The following is a 16,238-nucleotide window of genomic DNA, read 5'->3' on the forward strand; positions in this document are numbered from 1 at the left end:
CCCGCCCTCGCGCGCCGGGCGGACGTGACGACCTCAGGCAGATCCTGCGGCGGCGTCAGGCCGGGTCGAGCGCCTCGGCCCGGCGGCGGTCGGTGTCGACCAGCTCGCGTCGGTGCTCGCGCAGCGACCAGGCGACGGCGCCGACCCAGACGGCGGCGATCGCGGCATACGAGAAGGCTTGGACGGTCCCGGAGGCGCCGATCCAGTCGCTGCGCAGCAGGGTCCGGACGTTGGTCAGCACGATCAGGCCGCCGACGGCCGACCCGAGGATGCGCGGCGGCAGGTGGCGCACCAGCCACGCGGCGATGGGCGCGGCGACCAGACCGCCGAGCAGCAGCGCGAGCGCCATCCCCGGGACGATCGCACCGCCCCCGAGCCCCAGGAAGAAGCCCGCCGACGCCGCCACCGACACCGCGAACTCCGACGCGTCGATCGAGCCGATCACCTTGCGCGGCTCGAGCCGGCCGCTGGCGAGGATCGCCGGCGTCCCGATCGGGCCCCAGCCGCCGCCACCCGTCGCGTCGACGAACCCCGCCACGAAGCCGAGCGGCGACAGGAACCGCCGACGCAGCGGCTTGCCGAGGTGCTCGGTCGTCACGCTCTGGATCGTGAAGCGCACGAGGATGTAGACGCCCAGCGTCAGCAGCACGAGAGACATGACGGGGGCGGCGATCTCGGTGGACAGCCAGGACAGGACGGTGGCGCCGAGGAAGGCGCCGACCGCGCCGGGCAGGCCGATCCGTCCGACGACCTTCCACTCGATGTTGCCGAACTTCCAGTGGCTGACGCCGGACGCCAGCGTGGTGCCGATCTCCGCGAGGTGGACGGTGGCGGAGGCCGAGGCGGGGTTGATGCCGGCGGCGAGCAGCAGGGTGGACGACGTGACGCCGTACGCCATGCCGAGGCTGCCGTCGATGAGCTGGGCGATCAGGCCGACGATCGCGAGGATGATGAGGGTGGGCACGGTGGAGCTCCTGGGGTCGAGCGGGTGGGGTGGGCGGGCGCGGGCTCAGCGACAGAGCTGGCTGGCGACCCGCTGCAGGTCCACGTGGCGGCGCTCGATGCGCATCAGGTGCATGGCCCGACCCTAGGGTCGGCACGTTATGCCGTCAATAACCAAACCTTATGGATCTCACCAGCTGGTCGTATGCCGCCCCACGCCCTCCCGGCCACCGTCCGCACCACCGACCCCGCCCCGCCCCGCCGGCAGGCCAGCGCCCGGGGGCGTCTCAGCGCGTGTCGACCGCCTGCCGGACCAGCCCGTCGCTCGCCCGCACCGCGGCCAGCGCCACGACGAACGACCCGACGACCGAGGCGCCGAGCAGCCCGAACGCCCCCGCGTTGAGGGTCGAGGCGGCGACCGGCACCAGCAGCAGCAGTCCCTGCAGCGTCGCGACGGTCACCCCGACGCCGAGGGGGAGGGTCACCTCGCGGCGGCGGACGGCGCGCAGCTGGCCGAGGGTGGTGCCGGCCAGCGACTGGGCCCGCAGCGTCTCGCGCTGGTCGTAGACGGCCGTGGCGTGCACGACCCCGCTCGTGGTGGCGGCGACCAGCGCCAGGATGGTCAGGGCGACGGCGCAGCCGGTGACGAGGTCGGTGGCGAGGTGCGGGGTCTCCGGGCTGGGGTGCGCCTTCATGGCTGCGGCCATCGCGCCACCCAGCGCCGCGACCAGCACGCCCAGGCTGAGGGCCCCCACGGAGCGCCAGGTGGTCTTGGGGTCGTCCTGGATGCGCCGGGCGGCGAGCAGGGTGGTGGGACGCCGCGCCAGCCGAGCGGCGATCCGCGCGGCGAGCTGGACGCACCACGGGCCCATCACGTTGACCGCGGCCACCACGGCCACGAGCATCAGGATCCCCACGGCCGGGCCGGCCTCGCCGATCTCCTTGAAGCCGAGCACCCACGCCACCCCCAGCCCGAGCCCGAGCACGAGACGCAGCACCGACTGGGCCCGCGGCGTGGTCCGGGCGGTCACCCCGAGCGGCGTCACGACGACCCGCAGCAGCGTGGAGGTGGCCGCTGCCACCGCCAGCGCGACGATGCCGAGCACCACCCCCGCCACCGTGCCGAGGCCGAGCCACAGCGACCCGGCGCCGAGGGGGGCGCCCTCGAAGCGCAGCAGCCCCACCGGGACGAGCGCGAGGAGGTAGCCGACCACGCCGATCAGCGCCCCGACGGTGGCCTGGGTCGCGGCCTCGAGCAAGGTCAGGGCCGTGACCTGGCCGGAGGTCGCGCCGGCCAGGCGCAGCGCGGCGAGGCGTTGGTCGCGCCGGGCCAGGGCCAGCCGGGCGGCGACGCCTCCCAGGGTGAGGATGGGCACGACGAGCAGCGCGGTGGCCAGCAGCGCCAGGGCGACGTAGGTGCCGCCGGGGTCCTGCTGGTGGGCACCGGCGCGCTGCCCGCGCTCGACGAAGGCCTGCAGCCCACCGGCCGTGACCAGCAGCGACGCCGTGGCTACGGCGAACGCGACCACCGACAGCAGGCCGCTGAGGTGGTCGGTCTCGCGGCGTCCGGCGGCGAGCAGGCGGGCCAGGCGCCATACGACCTCCGCGCCCCTCATCGGGTCACCTCGGCGCCGTGCACCTCGGTGTCCCGGGCCTGGTCGCTCTCGACCCGGCCGTCGCGCAGCCGGACGACCCGCTGGCACCAGCCGGCGACGGCGGCGTCGTGGGTGACGACGACCAGCGCCGCCCCCTGCGCGGCGCACGCCCGGGTCAGCAGGTCCATGACCTCGTGACCGGTGTGCTGGTCGAGCGCGCCGGTGGGCTCGTCGGCGAAGACGACCCCCGGCGACCCGACGAGGGCTCGCGCGATCGCGACGCGCTGCGCCTGGCCGCCGGACAGCTCGCCCGGGCGGCGGCGCTCCAGACCCTGCAGGCCCAGCGGCCCGAACCACCCGGCGGCCCGTGACTCGGCCTCGCGCCGGGACGTGCCGGCGAGCATCAGCGGGAGCGCGACGTTCTCGACGGCGGGCAGCTCCGGCAGCAGCTGACCGGACTGGAAGACGAAGCCGAAGTCGCTGCGCCGCAGCCGACTCCGGGCTGCGTCCCCCAGCGAGGACAGGTCCCGGCCCTGCCAGGACACGGTGCCGGAGGTGGGGCGCACCACGCCCGCCAGCAGGTGCAGCAGGGTGGTCTTGCCGGAGCCGGACGGCCCCATGATGGCGACCGTGGACCCCGGCCACACGGCCAGGTCCACGCCGGCCAGCGCGGGCGGCACGTCCTGGCGGCCGGGGGAGTAGGACTTGACGAGGTGTTCGGCGACGAGCGAGGGCATCGGTCGGGCGCCCTGCGTGGCGACCGACCCGGGGTGCGGTGACGTGATCTTCTCCATGGCGTCGATGGTGCGCGGGCCGCGACGTCGCGCACATCCGACCACGGGAGCCGGTCGGGGTCATACCGGCGGCCTACGGGGCGCCCCCGGGATTCCCCTACCCTTGGGCCCCATGGCTCGTCAGCGCACCCCCGAAGGCCCCCCTCCGCCCCCGGCGGTCCAGAAGATCCGGCTGCGCTACGCCAAGCGCGGTCGGCTGCGCTTCTCCTCCTCCCGCGACTTCCAGCGCGCCCTCGAGCGGGCGCTGCGCCGCGCCGGGGTGCCGATGGCCTACTCCGCGGGATTCCACCCGCACCCCAAGATCAGCTATGCCAACGCCGCGCCCACCGGGACCGCCTCCGAGGCGGAGTACTTCGAGATCGCGCTCACCGAGCGCCTCGACCCGGCCGAGGTCGCGCGCGCCCTGGACGAGGCGCTGCCCGACGGCATCGACGTGCTGGACGCGGCGGACGCGCTGCCCGGCTCGCTGGCCGACCGGCTGCAGGCCTCCGAGTGGCTCGTCGAGCTGCGCGCCCTCCCCGCCGACGAGGCAGCCCGGGTCGAGCGCACCGTGTCGGCCTTCCTCGCGGCCGGCTCGGTGGAGATCAGCCGTATGACGAAGAGCGGCAACCGCACCTTCGACGTCCGGTCGGCCGTGCTCGAGCTCGGCGTCGAGCCCGGTGTCGCGCGGGCCCGCGAGGCCGGCGTCACCACGAGCGAGGGGGCGGTGCTGCTGCGGGCGGTCGTGCGGCATACGACTCCCGCGGTGCGACCGGACGACGTGGTGGCCGCCCTGCGGGTCACGGGTGAGGGGCTGCCGGACGTGACCCCCCTCATGACCAGGCTGGTGCAGGGGCCGCTGGAGGAGGAGACCCGCCGGATCGCCGACCCGCTGCGCTGACGCACGATGGCGCGGCGCCAGGGGGGCGCGGCCGCGCTGTGCGATACTGGCCGAGGTCACGGCGCGTCCACTCCGCGCCGCCGACCCGACGACATCGCAGCGACGACTCCGTGGCGAGCTGCAGCGAGGTGACCACCCGGTCGCCCGCCTCGCCCGGGACACCGGTCCTGTCGTGCAGTGCCGCCGGCACCGGACGAGTGACGCGCCTGGCGCGAGCCGACCGGTGTAGCAGACGACTTCCGTCGTCGGGGCACCCGCCTCGTCGACGACGACGACCGCACCACGCGGCGGCGAGGCGCTCCCGGCGCCACGGGTGGACGCGGCCCGTGGTCGAGAAGGGACCGCCGCGATGGCACCCGACCAGGACACCTTCCCCGCCGACGAGCAGGCCGGCGGCAGCACCGACACCCCGGCAGCGTCCGAGGCGACGCCGGCCCCCGACGCGCCGGACACCTCGACCGCCCCGGCCAAGCGGGCCACCCGGGCGCGCAAGGCCACCACCACCAAGCGGGCCCCCCGCAAGGCGACGGCCAAGGCCGCCACGCCCCCCGCCCAGCCGACCTCGGTCGACGCCGAGGCGGGCCAGGCCCACGACCTCGTCGGCACCCCCACGGCCGACCTCGACGCCGAGGACGCGCAGGCCGCGGCGGCTGCCGTGTCCGCCGTGGCCCCGCAGGCCGCCGACGCGGCGAGTGGCGACGCCACGACCACCGCGGCGAAGGCCCCCGCCAAGAAGGCCGCCAAGCGCACCCGTCGCGCCACCACCAAGGCGACCACCCCCGCCCCGGCCGGCAGCGAGGAGGCCGACGCGTCCGCTGCCGACGCCCCCGCTGCCGACGCCCCCGCTGCCGACGCCCCCGCCCCTGACGCTGCCGCCGACGCGGACCAGGCGCTGCGGGTCTCGGCCGCAGCCGCCGCGATCGACGCCGACGAGAGCGACGACGAGATCTCGGACATGGCGCTGGCCGTGCTCGACAGCGACCAGCTCAACGACCTCATCGCGACCATCCCCGCCACCCCCGCCGCCGACGAGGCGCCGCAGGCGGGCGGCTCGCCGTTCGGGCTCCTCTTCCAGGCCCCCGAGCCGACCGCCTCCCGGCGCCCGCGCCGCGCGACCTCCCCGAGCGTCGACCCCTCCAGCATCCGCCGCGACGACGAGCGTGACGAGGAAGACGACCTCGACGCCGACCTCGACAGCGACAGCGACACCGGCACCGGCTCGGGCGCCGACGACGCGGACCGCCCCGAGGCGGGCGAGGACGAGGGCCGCTCGTCCCGCCGTCGCCGCCGCGGGGGCAAGGGCCGCCGTCGCAGCGGCGACGACGCGGACCAGCAGACCGACGAGGCCACGTCCGAGGACGACGACACCGACGCGGACGCTGACTCCGATGCCGATCCGCAGGACCGGCAGGAGGAGGAGACCTCCGGCGGCTCGCGTCGCTCGCGTCGCCGCCGTGGCCGCAAGGGCGGCCGTGACCAGGGCGGCGACACGGACGCCGACGACTCCGACGACCGGGACGCCGACGAGGCCGACTCCGACGACAACGGCGCCCAGGACGACGCGGACGAGGGCAGCAGCTCCAGCCGGCGCCGTCGCCGGCGCCGCCGCTCGGGGTCCGGCGGTGGCGACGAGGACCCGCCCGGCACCGTGACCAAGGTCCGCGAGTCCCGCCGCGGCGAGGCCACCGGGATCAAGGGCTCGACCCGCCTCGAGGCCAAGAAGCAGCGCCGCCGCGAGGGCCGCGAGGCCGGCCGGCGTCGCACGATCATCACCGAGGCGGAATTCCTGGCGCGCCGCGAGAGCGTCGAGCGCACCATGGTCGTGCGCGACTCGGGTGACCGCACCCAGATCGCGGTGCTCGAGGATGGCGTCCTCGTCGAGCACTACGTCTCCCGCGAGCAGTCCGCCAGCTCGACCTCCATCGCCGGCAACATCTACCTCGGGCGCGTCCAGAACGTCCTGCCCTCGATGGAGGCGGCGTTCGTCGACATCGGCAAGGGCCGCAACGCCGTGCTCTACGCCGGTGAGGTCAACTGGGACGCCGCCGGCCTCGACAACGGCCAGGCCAAGCGCATCGAGAACGCCCTGAAGTCCGGCGACACCGTGCTCGTCCAGGCGACCAAGGACCCGATCGGGCACAAGGGGGCGCGGCTGACGTCGCAGATCTCCCTCCCGGGTCGCTACCTCGTCTTCGTGCCGGGCAGCTCCATGACCGGCATCAGCCGCAAGCTGCCCGACACCGAGCGCTCGCGCCTGAAGAAGATCCTCAAGGACGTCATGCCCGCCGACGCCGGCGTCATCGTGCGCACCGCCGCGGAGGGCGCCAGCGAGGAGGAGCTGCGCGCCGACGTCGCCCGCCTCACCAAGACCTGGGACGAGATCCAGACCCGCGCCAAGGCCCGCAGCACCCACGCCCCCGCCCTGCTCCACGGGGAGCCGGACCTGACCGTCCGCGTGGTCCGCGACGTCTTCAACGAGGACTTCTCCCAGCTGGTCGTCCAGGGCGACGCCGTCTGGGACACGGTGTCGTCGTATGTCGAGTCCGTGGCCCCCGACCTCGCCTCCCGCCTCGAGCGGTGGACCGGCGAGAAGGACGTCTTCGCCGGTCACCGCATCGACGAGCAGCTGGCCAAGGCCATGGACCGCAAGGTGTGGCTGCCCTCCGGCGGCTCGCTGGTCATCGACCGGACCGAGGCGATGACGGTCGTCGACGTCAACACCGGCAAGTTCGTGGGCCAGGGCGGCAACCTCGAGGAGACCGTCACCAAGAACAACATCGAGGCGGCCGAGGAGATCGTGCGCCAGCTGCGGCTGCGCGACATCGGCGGCATCATCGTCGTCGACTTCATCGACATGGTCCTCGAGTCCAACCGCGACCTGGTCGTGCGCCGGCTCGTGGAGTGCCTCGGTCGGGACCGCACCAAGCACCAGGTCGCCGAGGTGACCTCCCTGGGCCTGGTCCAGATGACCCGCAAGCGGGTCGGGACCGGCCTGATCGAGTCGTTCTCCACCACCTGCGAGCACTGCAACGGCCGCGGCATCCTCATCAGCTCCACCCCGGTCGCCCCGGGCACCGAGTCCGGCGTCGACCACTCCCACGACAACGGCGGCCGTCGAGGTCGTCGCGGCAAGGGTGGCAACGGCGGCGGCAACGGCGGCGGCAACGGCAACGGTGGCGGCAACGGCTCCCAGGGCCGCGACGCCGACCACGCGGGCACCCAGAGCCAGCCCGCTGAGGAGTCCGGCCCCACCCCGGCCCAGATCGCTGCCGCCGCGCACGCCGCGGCCATGGCCGCCTCCAAGGCCGTGGTCGAGGACGAAGCGCCGGCCACCCCCGACGAGGTCGCCAAGGCCATCGACGAGGCCATGTCCTCGGTGCTCGGCCCGGAGGCAGCCGCCCCGCAGCAGGACGCCCCGCAGCAGGACGCCCCGCAGCAGGACGCGTCGGAGAGCGACGACGAGCGGGCGGTCGTCATACCGGCCATCCCGCTGACCGAGGAGACCGCGCCGACCGAGCAGCCCAAGCGGCGCCGGCGGGGCCGGGTCGTGGCGCCCGCCGGGCCGCCCCGCCCGCACGACGAGTGACCTGACGGTCAGCCCGCACGGCCCGGTCGGATCCCTGGGGGATTTGGCCGGGCCGCTGCTCGCGGGATACCCTGGTGAGTCGGTGCGTCCACCGTCCCCTGCGCTGCCTCGACGAGGTGTCCGGCGCGACCGGGGGCCGGTCCCCGAAGCGGCCACCGGTTCCACACCCTCATCAGAGAGCGAGTCTGCAACGTGTACGCGATTGTTCGCGCAGGCGGGCGCCAGGAGAAGGTCTCCGTCGGCGACGTCCTCATCATCGACAAGGTGAACGACAAGCCCGGCGAGTCCATCGAGCTCCAGCCCCTGCTGCTCGTTGACGGCTCCACCGTCACCAGTGACGCGGCCAAGCTTGCCAAGGTCAAGGTCACGGCCGAGGTCGTCAAGGCGACCAAGGGCCCCAAGATCACGATCATGAAGTACAAGAACAAGACGGGCTACCGCAAGCGCCAGGGTCACCGTCAGCCGACCACCCAGATCAAGGTCACCGCGATCGAGGCCTGAGCCTCATCGCCCCACAGCTAACGCAGACACGAAGGCAGGCTTAGTCATGGCACACAAGAAGGGTGCTTCCAGCTCCAAGAACGGTCGCGACTCCAACGCGCAGCGCCTCGGCGTCAAGCGGTTCGGCGGCCAGCTCGTCAACGCCGGCGAGATCATCGTCCGCCAGCGCGGCACGCACTTCCACCCCGGCGCCAACGTCGGCCGCGGCAAGGACGACACGCTCTTCGCGCTGTCCGCCGGCGCCGTCGAGTTCGGGACCAAGCGCGGCCGCAAGGTCGTCAACATCGTCGCCGGAGAGTGACGACCGCGGGCCCTGGGCCCGCTCACCCACTGACGCGAGGGTGCAGGCTCACGGGCCTGCACCCTCGCGGTCTGTCCACAGGCCACCAGGCCGTATGCCGATATCGTGGCCCCTGCCTCCCGCAGGCGCCCACCCGGAAGGACCCCTTCACATGGCGAGCTTCGTCGATCGCGTGACCCTGCACGTGCAGGCCGGCAACGGCGGCCACGGCGTCGCGTCGGTGCACCGCGAGAAGTTCAAGCCGCTGGGCGGCCCCGACGGCGGCAACGGCGGCCGCGGCGGCTCGGTGGTGCTGCGGGTCGACCCGCAGAAGACCACGCTGCTCGACTACCACCACAGCCCGCACCGCAAGGCCGGCAACGGCAAGCCCGGCGAGGGCGGTGAGCGCAACGGCGCCGACGGGGAGGACCTGGTGCTGGGCGTGCCGGCGGGCACGGTCGTCAAGGACCGCCGCGGGGCGCTGCTGGCCGACCTGGTCACCCAGGGCGAGGAGTTCGTCGTCGCGGCCGGGGGGCGGGGTGGCCTCGGCAACAAGGCGCTGGCGTCGACCCGGCGCAAGGCGCCGGGCTTCGCGCTGTTGGGGGAGCCGGGCGACGAGCTCGACGTGGTGCTCGAGCTCAAGACGCTCGCCGACGTCGCGCTGATCGGGTTCCCCTCGGCGGGCAAGTCCTCCCTGGTGTCGGTGCTGTCCAGCGCCCGCCCCAAGATCGCGGACTACCCCTTCACGACGCTGGTGCCCAACCTCGGGGTGGTCACCGCCGGGTCCTCGCGCTACACCGTCGCCGACGTGCCCGGGCTGATCCCGGGGGCCCACGAGGGCAAGGGCCTCGGCCTGGAGTTCCTGCGGCACGTGGAGCGCTGCTCCGTGCTGGTCCACGTCGTCGACTGCGCCACCCTCGAGCCCGGGCGGGACCCGATGTCCGACCTCGAGGCGATCGAGCGCGAGCTGTCGCTCTACGTCCCCGACGAGACGCTCGGCGGCCGACCGCTCACCGAGCGCACCCGCATCATCGTGCTCAACAAGGCCGACGTGCCCGAGGCGGAGGAGCTGGCGGAGTTCGTCAAGCCGGACCTGGAGGCCCGGGGCCTCGAGGTCTTCGTCGTGTCGGCGGTGGCCCGCACCGGCCTCAAGGAGCTGGGCTTCGCCCTGGCCCGGCACGTGGAGGCCGCCCGGCGCGAGGTCGAGCAGGTCGAGCCCAAGCGCGTCGTGCTGCGTCCGCGCGCCGTGGACGACACCGGCTTCACCGTCCGCCGGGAGAACACCTCGGACGGCGTGCTCTACCGCGTCGCCGGCGAGCGGCCGACCCGTTGGGTGCGCCAGACCGACTTCACCAACGACGAGGCCGTCGGCTACCTGGCCGACCGGCTGGCGCGGCTGGGCGTCGAGGAGGAGCTCTACAAGGTCGGGGCCGTCGCGGGCGACACCGTCGTGATCGGTGCCGAGGACGACGCCGTCGTCTTCGACTGGGAGCCCACGGTGGCCTCCGGGGCCGAGCTGCTCGGTCGACGCGGCACCGACCTGCGGCTGGAGCAGGCCGAGGGCGCCCCCCGCCCCACCCGCGCCGAGAAGCGCGAGGAGCTCGCGGACCTCAAGGCCGCCCGCCGCGCCACCGCCGCCGAGCTGGACGCGGAGCGCCGCGCCGGCCACTGGGCGACGCTGCACGACGAGGACTGACGCCTCGTGAGCCACACTGGCGGCCGGGGGCCGGTCCACGACACGATCACGGCGGCCGGGCGCCTCGTGGTCAAGGTCGGCTCGTCCTCCCTCACGGGCAGCGACGGTGACCTGGACCCGGGTGCGATCGGGCGGCTCGTGGACGCCCTCGCGGCCCGGCGCGCCGACGGCTGCCAGGTGGTGCTGGTGTCCTCCGGCGCCATCGCCGCCGGCCTCAACCCGCTCTCGTTGCCCAAGCGACCCCGCGACCTCGCCACCCAGCAGGCCGCGGCGGCCGTGGGGCAGGGGGCGCTGGTGGCGGCATACACCGCTGCCTTTGCCCGTCACGGCGCGCGGGTCGGGCAGGTGCTGCTGACCGAGATGGACGTCACGCGCCGCTCCCACTACGTCAACGCCCGCCGGACCCTGGTCCGGCTGCTGCACCTCGGGGTCGTGCCCGTCGTCAACGAGAACGACTCCGTGGCGACCCACGAGATCAGGTTCGGGGACAACGACCGCCTCGCAGCGCTGGTCGCCCACCTGGTCAAGGCGGACGCGCTGGTGCTGCTCTCGGACGTGGACGCGGTCTACGACGGGCCGCCGTCGCGGCCCGGGGCGCGACGGATCCCGGTGGTGCGCGACGAGCGCGACCTCGAGGGCGTCGTCGTCGCCGGGTCCGCCAGCAAGGTCGGCACCGGGGGCATGACCACCAAGATCGAGGCGGCGCGGATCGCGACGGGGGCCGGGATCCCGGCGATCGTCACGTCCGCGGAGCGGGCGGCGGAGGTGCTCGCGGGGGAGGACGTGGGCACCTACTTCGCCGCGCCCGACCTGCGCCCCCGGGGCCGGTTGCTGTGGCTGCGGCACGCCTCCGCGGCGCAGGGGCGGCTGGTGCTCGACGCCGGTGCGGTCGACGCCGTGGTGCGCCGGCGGACCTCGTTGCTGCCCGCCGGGATCCTCGCCGTGTCCGGGCACTTCGCCGAGGGCGAGGCCGTCGACCTGGTCGCCGAGGACGGCCACGTCGTCGGGCGGGGCCTGGTCAACTACGCGTCCTCCGAGCTGCCCGCGATGCTCGGACGGTCCACCCAGGACCTGGGGGCCGAGCTGGGGGAGCAGTACCGCCGGGTGGTCATCCACCGCGACGACCTCGCCCTGCTCTGACCGGCCGTGGAGGGTCGCCTCCGCCGGGGTGGCTCGTGCCGGCGCGCCCGACGCATCCGGCAGGGCGGCCCCGAGACGGGGCGACGGGTCCTCGTCCGGTGCGGTTGGATGGCCGTATGCCGCCCACCGACCCCATCGACCCCGCCGCCCGCGAGCTCGTCACCGCCCTGACCACCCGCGCCCGCGCCGCCGCGCGCGAGCTGGCGCTGCTGCCCCGAGGCCGCAAGGACGAGGCGCTGCGGGCCCTGGCCGACGCCCTGGTCGACGCCACGGACGAGATCGTCGCGGCCAACGGCCGCGACGTCGAGCGGGAGACCGCCGCGGGGATGCGGCCCAACCTCATCGACCGGCTCACGCTCGGCCCCGACCGGGTAGCGGCCGCGGCGCAGGGGCTGCGCGACGTCGCCGGTCTGCCCGACCCGGTGGGTGATGTCGTGCGCGGCAGCACGTCCCCGACCGGCCTGCAGGTCCGCCAGGTGCGGGTGCCGATGGGCGTGGTCGGGATGATCTACGAGGCGCGGCCCAACGTCACCGTGGACGCGGCGGGTCTGGCCCTCAAGTCCGGCAACGCGGCCATCCTGCGCGGCGGCAGCGCGGCGGAGCACACCAACCGGGTCCTGGTCGCGGTGATGCGCCGAGCCCTCGCCACCCTCGACATCACCCCGGACGCCGTGCAGCTGCTCGACGCTCCCGGCCGCGACGCCGTGCGTGCCCTGATGACGGCCCGGGGCGAGGTCGACCTGCTCATCCCGCGTGGCGGGGCGGGGCTCATCCAGACCGTCGTCACCGAGTCCACCGTGCCGACCATCGAGACCGGCGTGGGCAACTGCCACGTCTACGTCGACGCCGCGGCCGACCTGGAGATGGCGGAGCGGATCGTCCTCAACGCCAAGACGCACCGCACCAGCGTGTGCAACGCCGCCGAGTCGCTGCTCGTGCACCAGGACGTGGCGCCGCAGGCCCTGCCCCGGCTGCTCGGGGCTCTCGGGGCCGCCGGGGTGACGATCCACGCCGAGCCGTCGCTGCGCGAGGTCACCGAGCGCGCCGGCGCCACGTGGGTGGAGGCGACCGACGACGACTGGGCCGCGGAGTACCTCTCCCTCGACCTCGCCGTGCGCGTCGTCCCCAGCCTCGACGAGGCCCTCGACCACGTCCGACGCTGGTCCAGCGGCCACACCGACGCGATCGTCACCGCCGACCGCGCCGCCGCCCGGCGCTGGGTCACCGAGGTCGACTCGGCGGCGGTCATGGTCAACGCGAGCACCCGCTTCACCGACGGCGCCGAGCTCGGGTTCGGCGCGGAGATCGGCATCTCCACGCAGAAGCTGCACGCCCGTGGGCCGATGGCTCTGCAGGAGCTCACGAGCACCAAGTGGGTCGTCGAGGGCGACGGCCAGGTGCGCGCCTGAGCCGGCCGGCCGCCACCCCGCGGCCTGACGTGCGCCTGCACTTGCCCCTGGACTTGCTCCTCGACGTGTCGGCGGACGCGGCCCGTCTGCTCTAGGTTGGGCGCACCGGAGTCGAGAGAGGACGTGCACAGGTGGAAGGTCACGAGGTCTGCAAGCTGGCCAGGCTCGAGGACGCGCACTGGTGGTACCGCGAGCGCCGGCACATCCTGGGGAGGCTCATCAGCGGTATGACGCCCGGCCGCGCCCTGGACATCGGGGCTGCGGGGGGCGGCAACACGCGGGTCCTCCTCGACGCCGGGTGGCAGGCGGTGGCGCTGGAGTACACCCAGGACGGGGCCCTCGCGGCCGCCGACCGGCGGGTCCCGGTGATGCGCGCCGACGCGACCGAGCTGCCGCTGGAGTCCGGGTCGCTGGACCTGGTCATGGCCTTCGACCTGCTCGAGCACCTCGTCGACGACGACGCCTGCGTGCGCGAGGCGCACCGCCTGCTCAAGCCGGGGGCGCCCTTCCTCGTCGCCGTGCCGGTGGACCCCAAGCTCTGGTCCGACCACGACGTGGCGGTGGGCCACGTCCGTCGCTACCTGCGCCCGGAGCTGTTGGACCTGCTGCGGCGCAACGGTTTCGACATCGAGCGCCGGTTCGCCTGGAACGTCCTGCTCCGCCCCGTCGTCGCGCTGCGCCGCCGCACGAGCCAGGGCAGCGACCTGCAGGACACCCACTGGGCGGTCAACGCGGCGCTGCGCTCGATCATCACCGCCGAGCGCTACCTGCCGATCAAGGACCTGCCCGGCGTCACGGAATTCGTGGTGGCACGCCGTCGATGAAGGGCGCGTCCAGCGGCTCGTCCAGCGGCGCTGCTGACGACGCCGTCGACGATTGCGATGCAGGCGAAGTCGCGGGTGCCGACGCCGGTGCTGACGCCGACGTCGCGCCCGCGGGGCGGCCGGTCGCCATACGGGCGTGACGGGGGAGCGCGAACCTGTGCTCGTCGTGGTCCCGCGCGGAGTCGTAGGCGATGAAGTAGGTGGGGCGGTCCTGCATCTGCTGGTACATCCGCCCGAGGTACTCCCCGAGGATGCCGAGGCACAGCAGCTGCAGCCCGCCCACCAGCGCGATCATCCCGACGGTGGAGGCCCAGCCCGCGATGGCGTGCCCGGTGAAGCGGCCGATCACGGCATACGCGATGAGCAGCAGCGAGGCGATGAAGCCGCCGAAGCCGAACCACGTCGCGAGCCGCAGCGGCTTGAGGCTGAAGCCGATGATGGAGTCGACGGACAGCATCACCATCTTCATGAAGGGGTACTTCGACTCGCCGGCGGCGCGCTCCTCGCGCTTGTAGGACACGCTCGCGGAGGGGAAGTTGAGCGCCGGCACCACGAACCTCAGCACCCGGCCGTGCTCGGGCAGCGCGTTGATCGCGTCGACCGTGGCGCGCGACATCAGCCGGAAGTCGCCGGCGTTGCCCGCGGTCTCCATGCCGGTGAGCCGGGAGTGCACGGAGTAGAACGCCTTGGCGGTCTCGCGCTTGAAGACGGTGTCGGTGGAGCGGTCCGCGCGGACGCCGTAGACGACGTCGACCCCTTCCTCCCGGGCCACCCGCAGCATGTCCTCGATGGTCTCGGGGGGGTCCTGCAGGTCGGCGTCCAGGGTGACGACGTAGTCGCCGTGCGCGGTCACCAGCCCCGCCGAGATCGCGGCCTGGTGGCCGGAGTTGGCGCGCAGCCGCACCACGCGCAGCTGCTCCCACTCGCGGCGGTAGCGCTGCAGCAGCAGGGCCGTCTGGTCCTTGGAGCCGTCGTCGACCGCAACGACCTCATAGGTGGTGCCGAGACCGTCGAGCACGGGGCGCAGCCGCTGCACCAGCAGGGGCAGCACCTGCTCCTCGTTGTACATGGGGATCACGACGGACAGCTCAGGGACCATGCCGACCAGACTAGGACCCTGGGGCGGTGCCGACGCTGTGGGGCGCCGGTGCGCCGCCTGTGTCGTCGCGCGGGTCCGGCCCGTATGCCGCCCGCCCCGATCCCGCCTCGATCCAGCCCCGGCGTTTCGCGGCGTGGCTGCGGCATACGGGTAACATGACCCCATGACTTCTGCCCTGATCCTCGCCGAGGGTGAGCACCACGCCGAGAACGCCATGACCCTGCCCTTCGCCGACTTCTGGTTCGGCGTGCTGGCGCTGACCGTGTTCATGGCGCTGCTGGCCATCACCTGGGCGTTCCGCAACACCGCCGCCAAGCTCGGTCAGGGTGGGGTCAGCGACGCGACGCACGGCAGCCACACCTCGCCGGGAGCGCACTCCTGAGCCTGCGCATCGGCGTGATGGGTGGGACCTTCGACCCCATCCACCACGGTCACCTGGTCGCCGCGAGCGAGGTCCAGGCGTTGTTCGACCTCGACGAGGTCGTCTTCGTCCCGACGGGTCGTCCCTGGCAGAAGGACGCCGCGTCGGTCTCGCCCCCCGAGCACCGCTACCTGATGACCGTCATCGCGACGGCCTCCAACCCGCGCTTCTCGGTGTCCCGGGTCGACATCGACCGGGAGGGGCCGACCTACACCATCGACACGCTGCGCGACCTGCGCCGGCTCAACCCCGACGCGGAGCTGTTCTTCATCACCGGCGCCGACGCCCTGTCCAAGATCCTGTCGTGGAAGGACGTCGACGAGATGTTCGGCATGGCGCACTTCATCGGGGTCACCCGGCCCGGCTACCACCTCAGCGAGTCCGGGCTGCCGCAGGACCGGGTGAGCCTCACCGAGGTCCCGGCCATGGCGATCAGCTCGACCGACTGCCGCCAGCGCGTGGCCGAGGGCAAGCCGGTGTGGTACCTCGTGCCCGACGGCGTCGTCCAGCACATCAACAAGTACACCCTCTACGCCAGCGCGGTGCCCTCGGTGTCCGGCGACCCGGCGTTGTCGGGCATCTCCACGGGGCCGCGCCCCACCAGCACACCCACCACGGAGGATCCTGCGTGACCGCCACCCCGCGTGCTCTCGAGCTCGCCAAGGCCGCCGCCCTCGCGGCGGACGACAAGCGTGCCCGCGACATCATCGCCCTGGACGTCAGCGACCAGCTGGCGCTGACCGACATCTTCGTCCTGGCCTCCGCGCCCAACGATCGCCAGGTCCGCGCGATCGTCGACGCGGTCGAGGACAAGCTCCGCGAGCTGGGCGCCAAGCCGGTGCGCCGCGAGGGCGAGAAGGACGGTCGGTGGGTGCTCATCGACTTCGTCGACGTCGTCGTGCACGTGCAGCACACCGACGAGCGCGAGTTCTACGGCCTGGAGCGGCTGTGGAAGGACTGCCCGGTCGTCGACCTCGAGCTCCCCGACCCCTCCGGTCGTGAGGACGAGGACGACCCGTATGCCGACGCCCCCGCCCGCCTCACCGGGTGGCCGGGCCTGCGCGACTGACC

Annotated in this window: 16 protein-coding genes; 11 read left to right on the plus strand and 5 right to left on the minus strand. The window is 73.9% G+C overall.

Annotated elements, in window-relative coordinates; translation table 11 throughout:
- Positions 1-55 precede the first annotated feature (55 nt).
- From ADJ73_RS10115 to ADJ73_RS10125, 4 genes are all read right to left on the minus strand, one after another.
- Positions 56-964, minus strand: a complete 909-nt coding sequence (locus ADJ73_RS10115) for a sulfite exporter TauE/SafE family protein (protein ID WP_050348164.1) — start codon at positions 962-964, stop codon at positions 56-58.
- 45 nt (positions 965-1,009) lie between these two features.
- Positions 1,010-1,078: a putative leader peptide gene (locus ADJ73_RS17835; RefSeq protein WP_367379599.1), complete on the minus strand. Its 69-nt coding sequence runs from the start codon at positions 1,076-1,078 to the stop codon at positions 1,010-1,012.
- A gap of 151 nt (positions 1,079-1,229) precedes the next feature.
- The gene (locus ADJ73_RS10120) at positions 1,230-2,558 is read right to left on the minus strand and encodes a hypothetical protein (protein WP_050348165.1); all 1,329 of its coding nucleotides are present in this window, start codon (positions 2,556-2,558) and stop codon (positions 1,230-1,232) included.
- Entirely contained in the window at positions 2,555-3,331 is a 777-nt protein-coding gene (locus ADJ73_RS10125) for an ABC transporter ATP-binding protein (protein WP_253272538.1), read from the minus strand. The genes ADJ73_RS10120 and ADJ73_RS10125 overlap by 4 nt, the downstream gene beginning before the upstream one ends.
- A 112-nt stretch (positions 3,332-3,443) precedes the next feature.
- Between ADJ73_RS10125 and ADJ73_RS10130 the strand changes: the two genes are divergently transcribed.
- The 8 genes from ADJ73_RS10130 (at position 3,444) to ADJ73_RS10165 (ending at position 13,647) form a co-directional block, all read left to right on the plus strand.
- Positions 3,444-4,211, plus strand: coding sequence for a TIGR03936 family radical SAM-associated protein (locus ADJ73_RS10130; protein ID WP_050348166.1), 768 nt, complete (start codon positions 3,444-3,446; stop codon positions 4,209-4,211).
- 349 nt (positions 4,212-4,560) lie between these two features.
- Positions 4,561-7,797, plus strand: coding sequence for an Rne/Rng family ribonuclease (locus ADJ73_RS10135; RefSeq protein WP_082176904.1), 3,237 nt, complete (start codon positions 4,561-4,563; stop codon positions 7,795-7,797).
- Between the two features lie 192 nt (positions 7,798-7,989).
- The gene (gene rplU, locus ADJ73_RS10140) at positions 7,990-8,298 is read left to right on the plus strand and encodes a 50S ribosomal protein L21 (RefSeq protein WP_050348167.1); all 309 of its coding nucleotides are present in this window, start codon (positions 7,990-7,992) and stop codon (positions 8,296-8,298) included.
- Between the two features lie 46 nt (positions 8,299-8,344).
- A complete protein-coding gene (gene rpmA / locus ADJ73_RS10145) occupies positions 8,345-8,599 on the plus strand; it encodes a 50S ribosomal protein L27 (RefSeq protein WP_050348168.1) in 255 nt (84 codons plus the stop codon).
- A gap of 151 nt (positions 8,600-8,750) precedes the next feature.
- A complete protein-coding gene (gene obgE / locus ADJ73_RS10150) occupies positions 8,751-10,274 on the plus strand; it encodes a GTPase ObgE (protein WP_050348169.1) in 1,524 nt (507 codons plus the stop codon).
- A gap of 6 nt (positions 10,275-10,280) precedes the next feature.
- Positions 10,281-11,414 (plus strand): glutamate 5-kinase, encoded by a 1,134-nt coding sequence (gene proB, locus ADJ73_RS10155; protein WP_050348170.1) that lies wholly within the window; start codon positions 10,281-10,283, stop codon positions 11,412-11,414.
- A gap of 116 nt (positions 11,415-11,530) precedes the next feature.
- The gene (locus ADJ73_RS10160) at positions 11,531-12,823 is read left to right on the plus strand and encodes a glutamate-5-semialdehyde dehydrogenase (protein ID WP_050348171.1); all 1,293 of its coding nucleotides are present in this window, start codon (positions 11,531-11,533) and stop codon (positions 12,821-12,823) included.
- A gap of 131 nt (positions 12,824-12,954) precedes the next feature.
- Positions 12,955-13,647 carry a class I SAM-dependent methyltransferase gene (locus ADJ73_RS10165; RefSeq protein ID WP_050348172.1) on the plus strand — a complete coding sequence of 231 codons (693 nt, stop codon included), beginning with the start codon at positions 12,955-12,957 and terminating at the stop codon, positions 13,645-13,647.
- Here the strand turns inward: ADJ73_RS10165 and ADJ73_RS10170 are convergent.
- Entirely contained in the window at positions 13,616-14,746 is a 1,131-nt protein-coding gene (locus ADJ73_RS10170; protein ID WP_082176905.1) for a glycosyltransferase family 2 protein, read from the minus strand. The genes ADJ73_RS10165 and ADJ73_RS10170 overlap by 32 nt on opposite strands.
- Before the next feature lie 163 nt (positions 14,747-14,909).
- On the opposite strand from ADJ73_RS10170, the gene ADJ73_RS10175 reads away from it, so the two are divergent.
- From ADJ73_RS10175 to rsfS, 3 genes are read left to right on the plus strand one after another with little or no spacing between them, the layout of a single operon-like run.
- Positions 14,910-15,128, plus strand: coding sequence for a hypothetical protein (locus ADJ73_RS10175; protein ID WP_050348173.1), 219 nt, complete (start codon positions 14,910-14,912; stop codon positions 15,126-15,128).
- 17 nt (positions 15,129-15,145) lie between these two features.
- Positions 15,146-15,799, plus strand: coding sequence for a nicotinate-nucleotide adenylyltransferase (nadD, locus tag ADJ73_RS10180; protein WP_050348174.1), 654 nt, complete (start codon positions 15,146-15,148; stop codon positions 15,797-15,799).
- Positions 15,796-16,236, plus strand: a complete 441-nt coding sequence (rsfS, locus tag ADJ73_RS10185) for a ribosome silencing factor (RefSeq protein ID WP_082176906.1) — start codon at positions 15,796-15,798, stop codon at positions 16,234-16,236. Before nadD ends, rsfS begins: the two co-directional genes overlap by 4 nt.
- Positions 16,237-16,238 lie beyond the last annotated feature (2 nt).

The sequence above is a fragment of the Arsenicicoccus sp. oral taxon 190 genome, from assembly GCF_001189535.1.
Lineage (GTDB): Bacteria > Actinomycetota > Actinomycetes > Actinomycetales > Dermatophilaceae > Arsenicicoccus.

Bases quoted from the DNA above. Each gene is read 5' to 3' on its own strand.
- ADJ73_RS10120 (WP_050348165.1), bottom strand. From the start codon at position 2,558: ATGAGGGGCGCGGAGGTCGTATGGCGCCTGGCCCGCCTGCTCGCCGCC.
- ADJ73_RS10125 (WP_253272538.1), bottom strand. From the start codon at position 3,331: ATGGAGAAGATCACGTCACCGCACCCCGGGTCGGTCGCCACGCAGGGC.
- ADJ73_RS10130 (WP_050348166.1), top strand. From the start codon at position 3,444: ATGGCTCGTCAGCGCACCCCCGAAGGCCCCCCTCCGCCCCCGGCGGTC.
- ADJ73_RS10135 (WP_082176904.1), top strand. From the start codon at position 4,561: ATGGCACCCGACCAGGACACCTTCCCCGCCGACGAGCAGGCCGGCGGC.
- rpmA (WP_050348168.1), top strand. From the start codon at position 8,345: ATGGCACACAAGAAGGGTGCTTCCAGCTCCAAGAACGGTCGCGACTCC.
- obgE (WP_050348169.1), top strand. From the start codon at position 8,751: ATGGCGAGCTTCGTCGATCGCGTGACCCTGCACGTGCAGGCCGGCAAC.
- ADJ73_RS10160 (WP_050348171.1), top strand. From the start codon at position 11,531: ATGCCGCCCACCGACCCCATCGACCCCGCCGCCCGCGAGCTCGTCACC.
- ADJ73_RS10170 (WP_082176905.1), bottom strand. From the start codon at position 14,746: ATGGTCCCTGAGCTGTCCGTCGTGATCCCCATGTACAACGAGGAGCAG.
- ADJ73_RS10175 (WP_050348173.1), top strand. From the start codon at position 14,910: ATGACTTCTGCCCTGATCCTCGCCGAGGGTGAGCACCACGCCGAGAAC.
- nadD (WP_050348174.1), top strand. From the start codon at position 15,146: ATGGGTGGGACCTTCGACCCCATCCACCACGGTCACCTGGTCGCCGCG.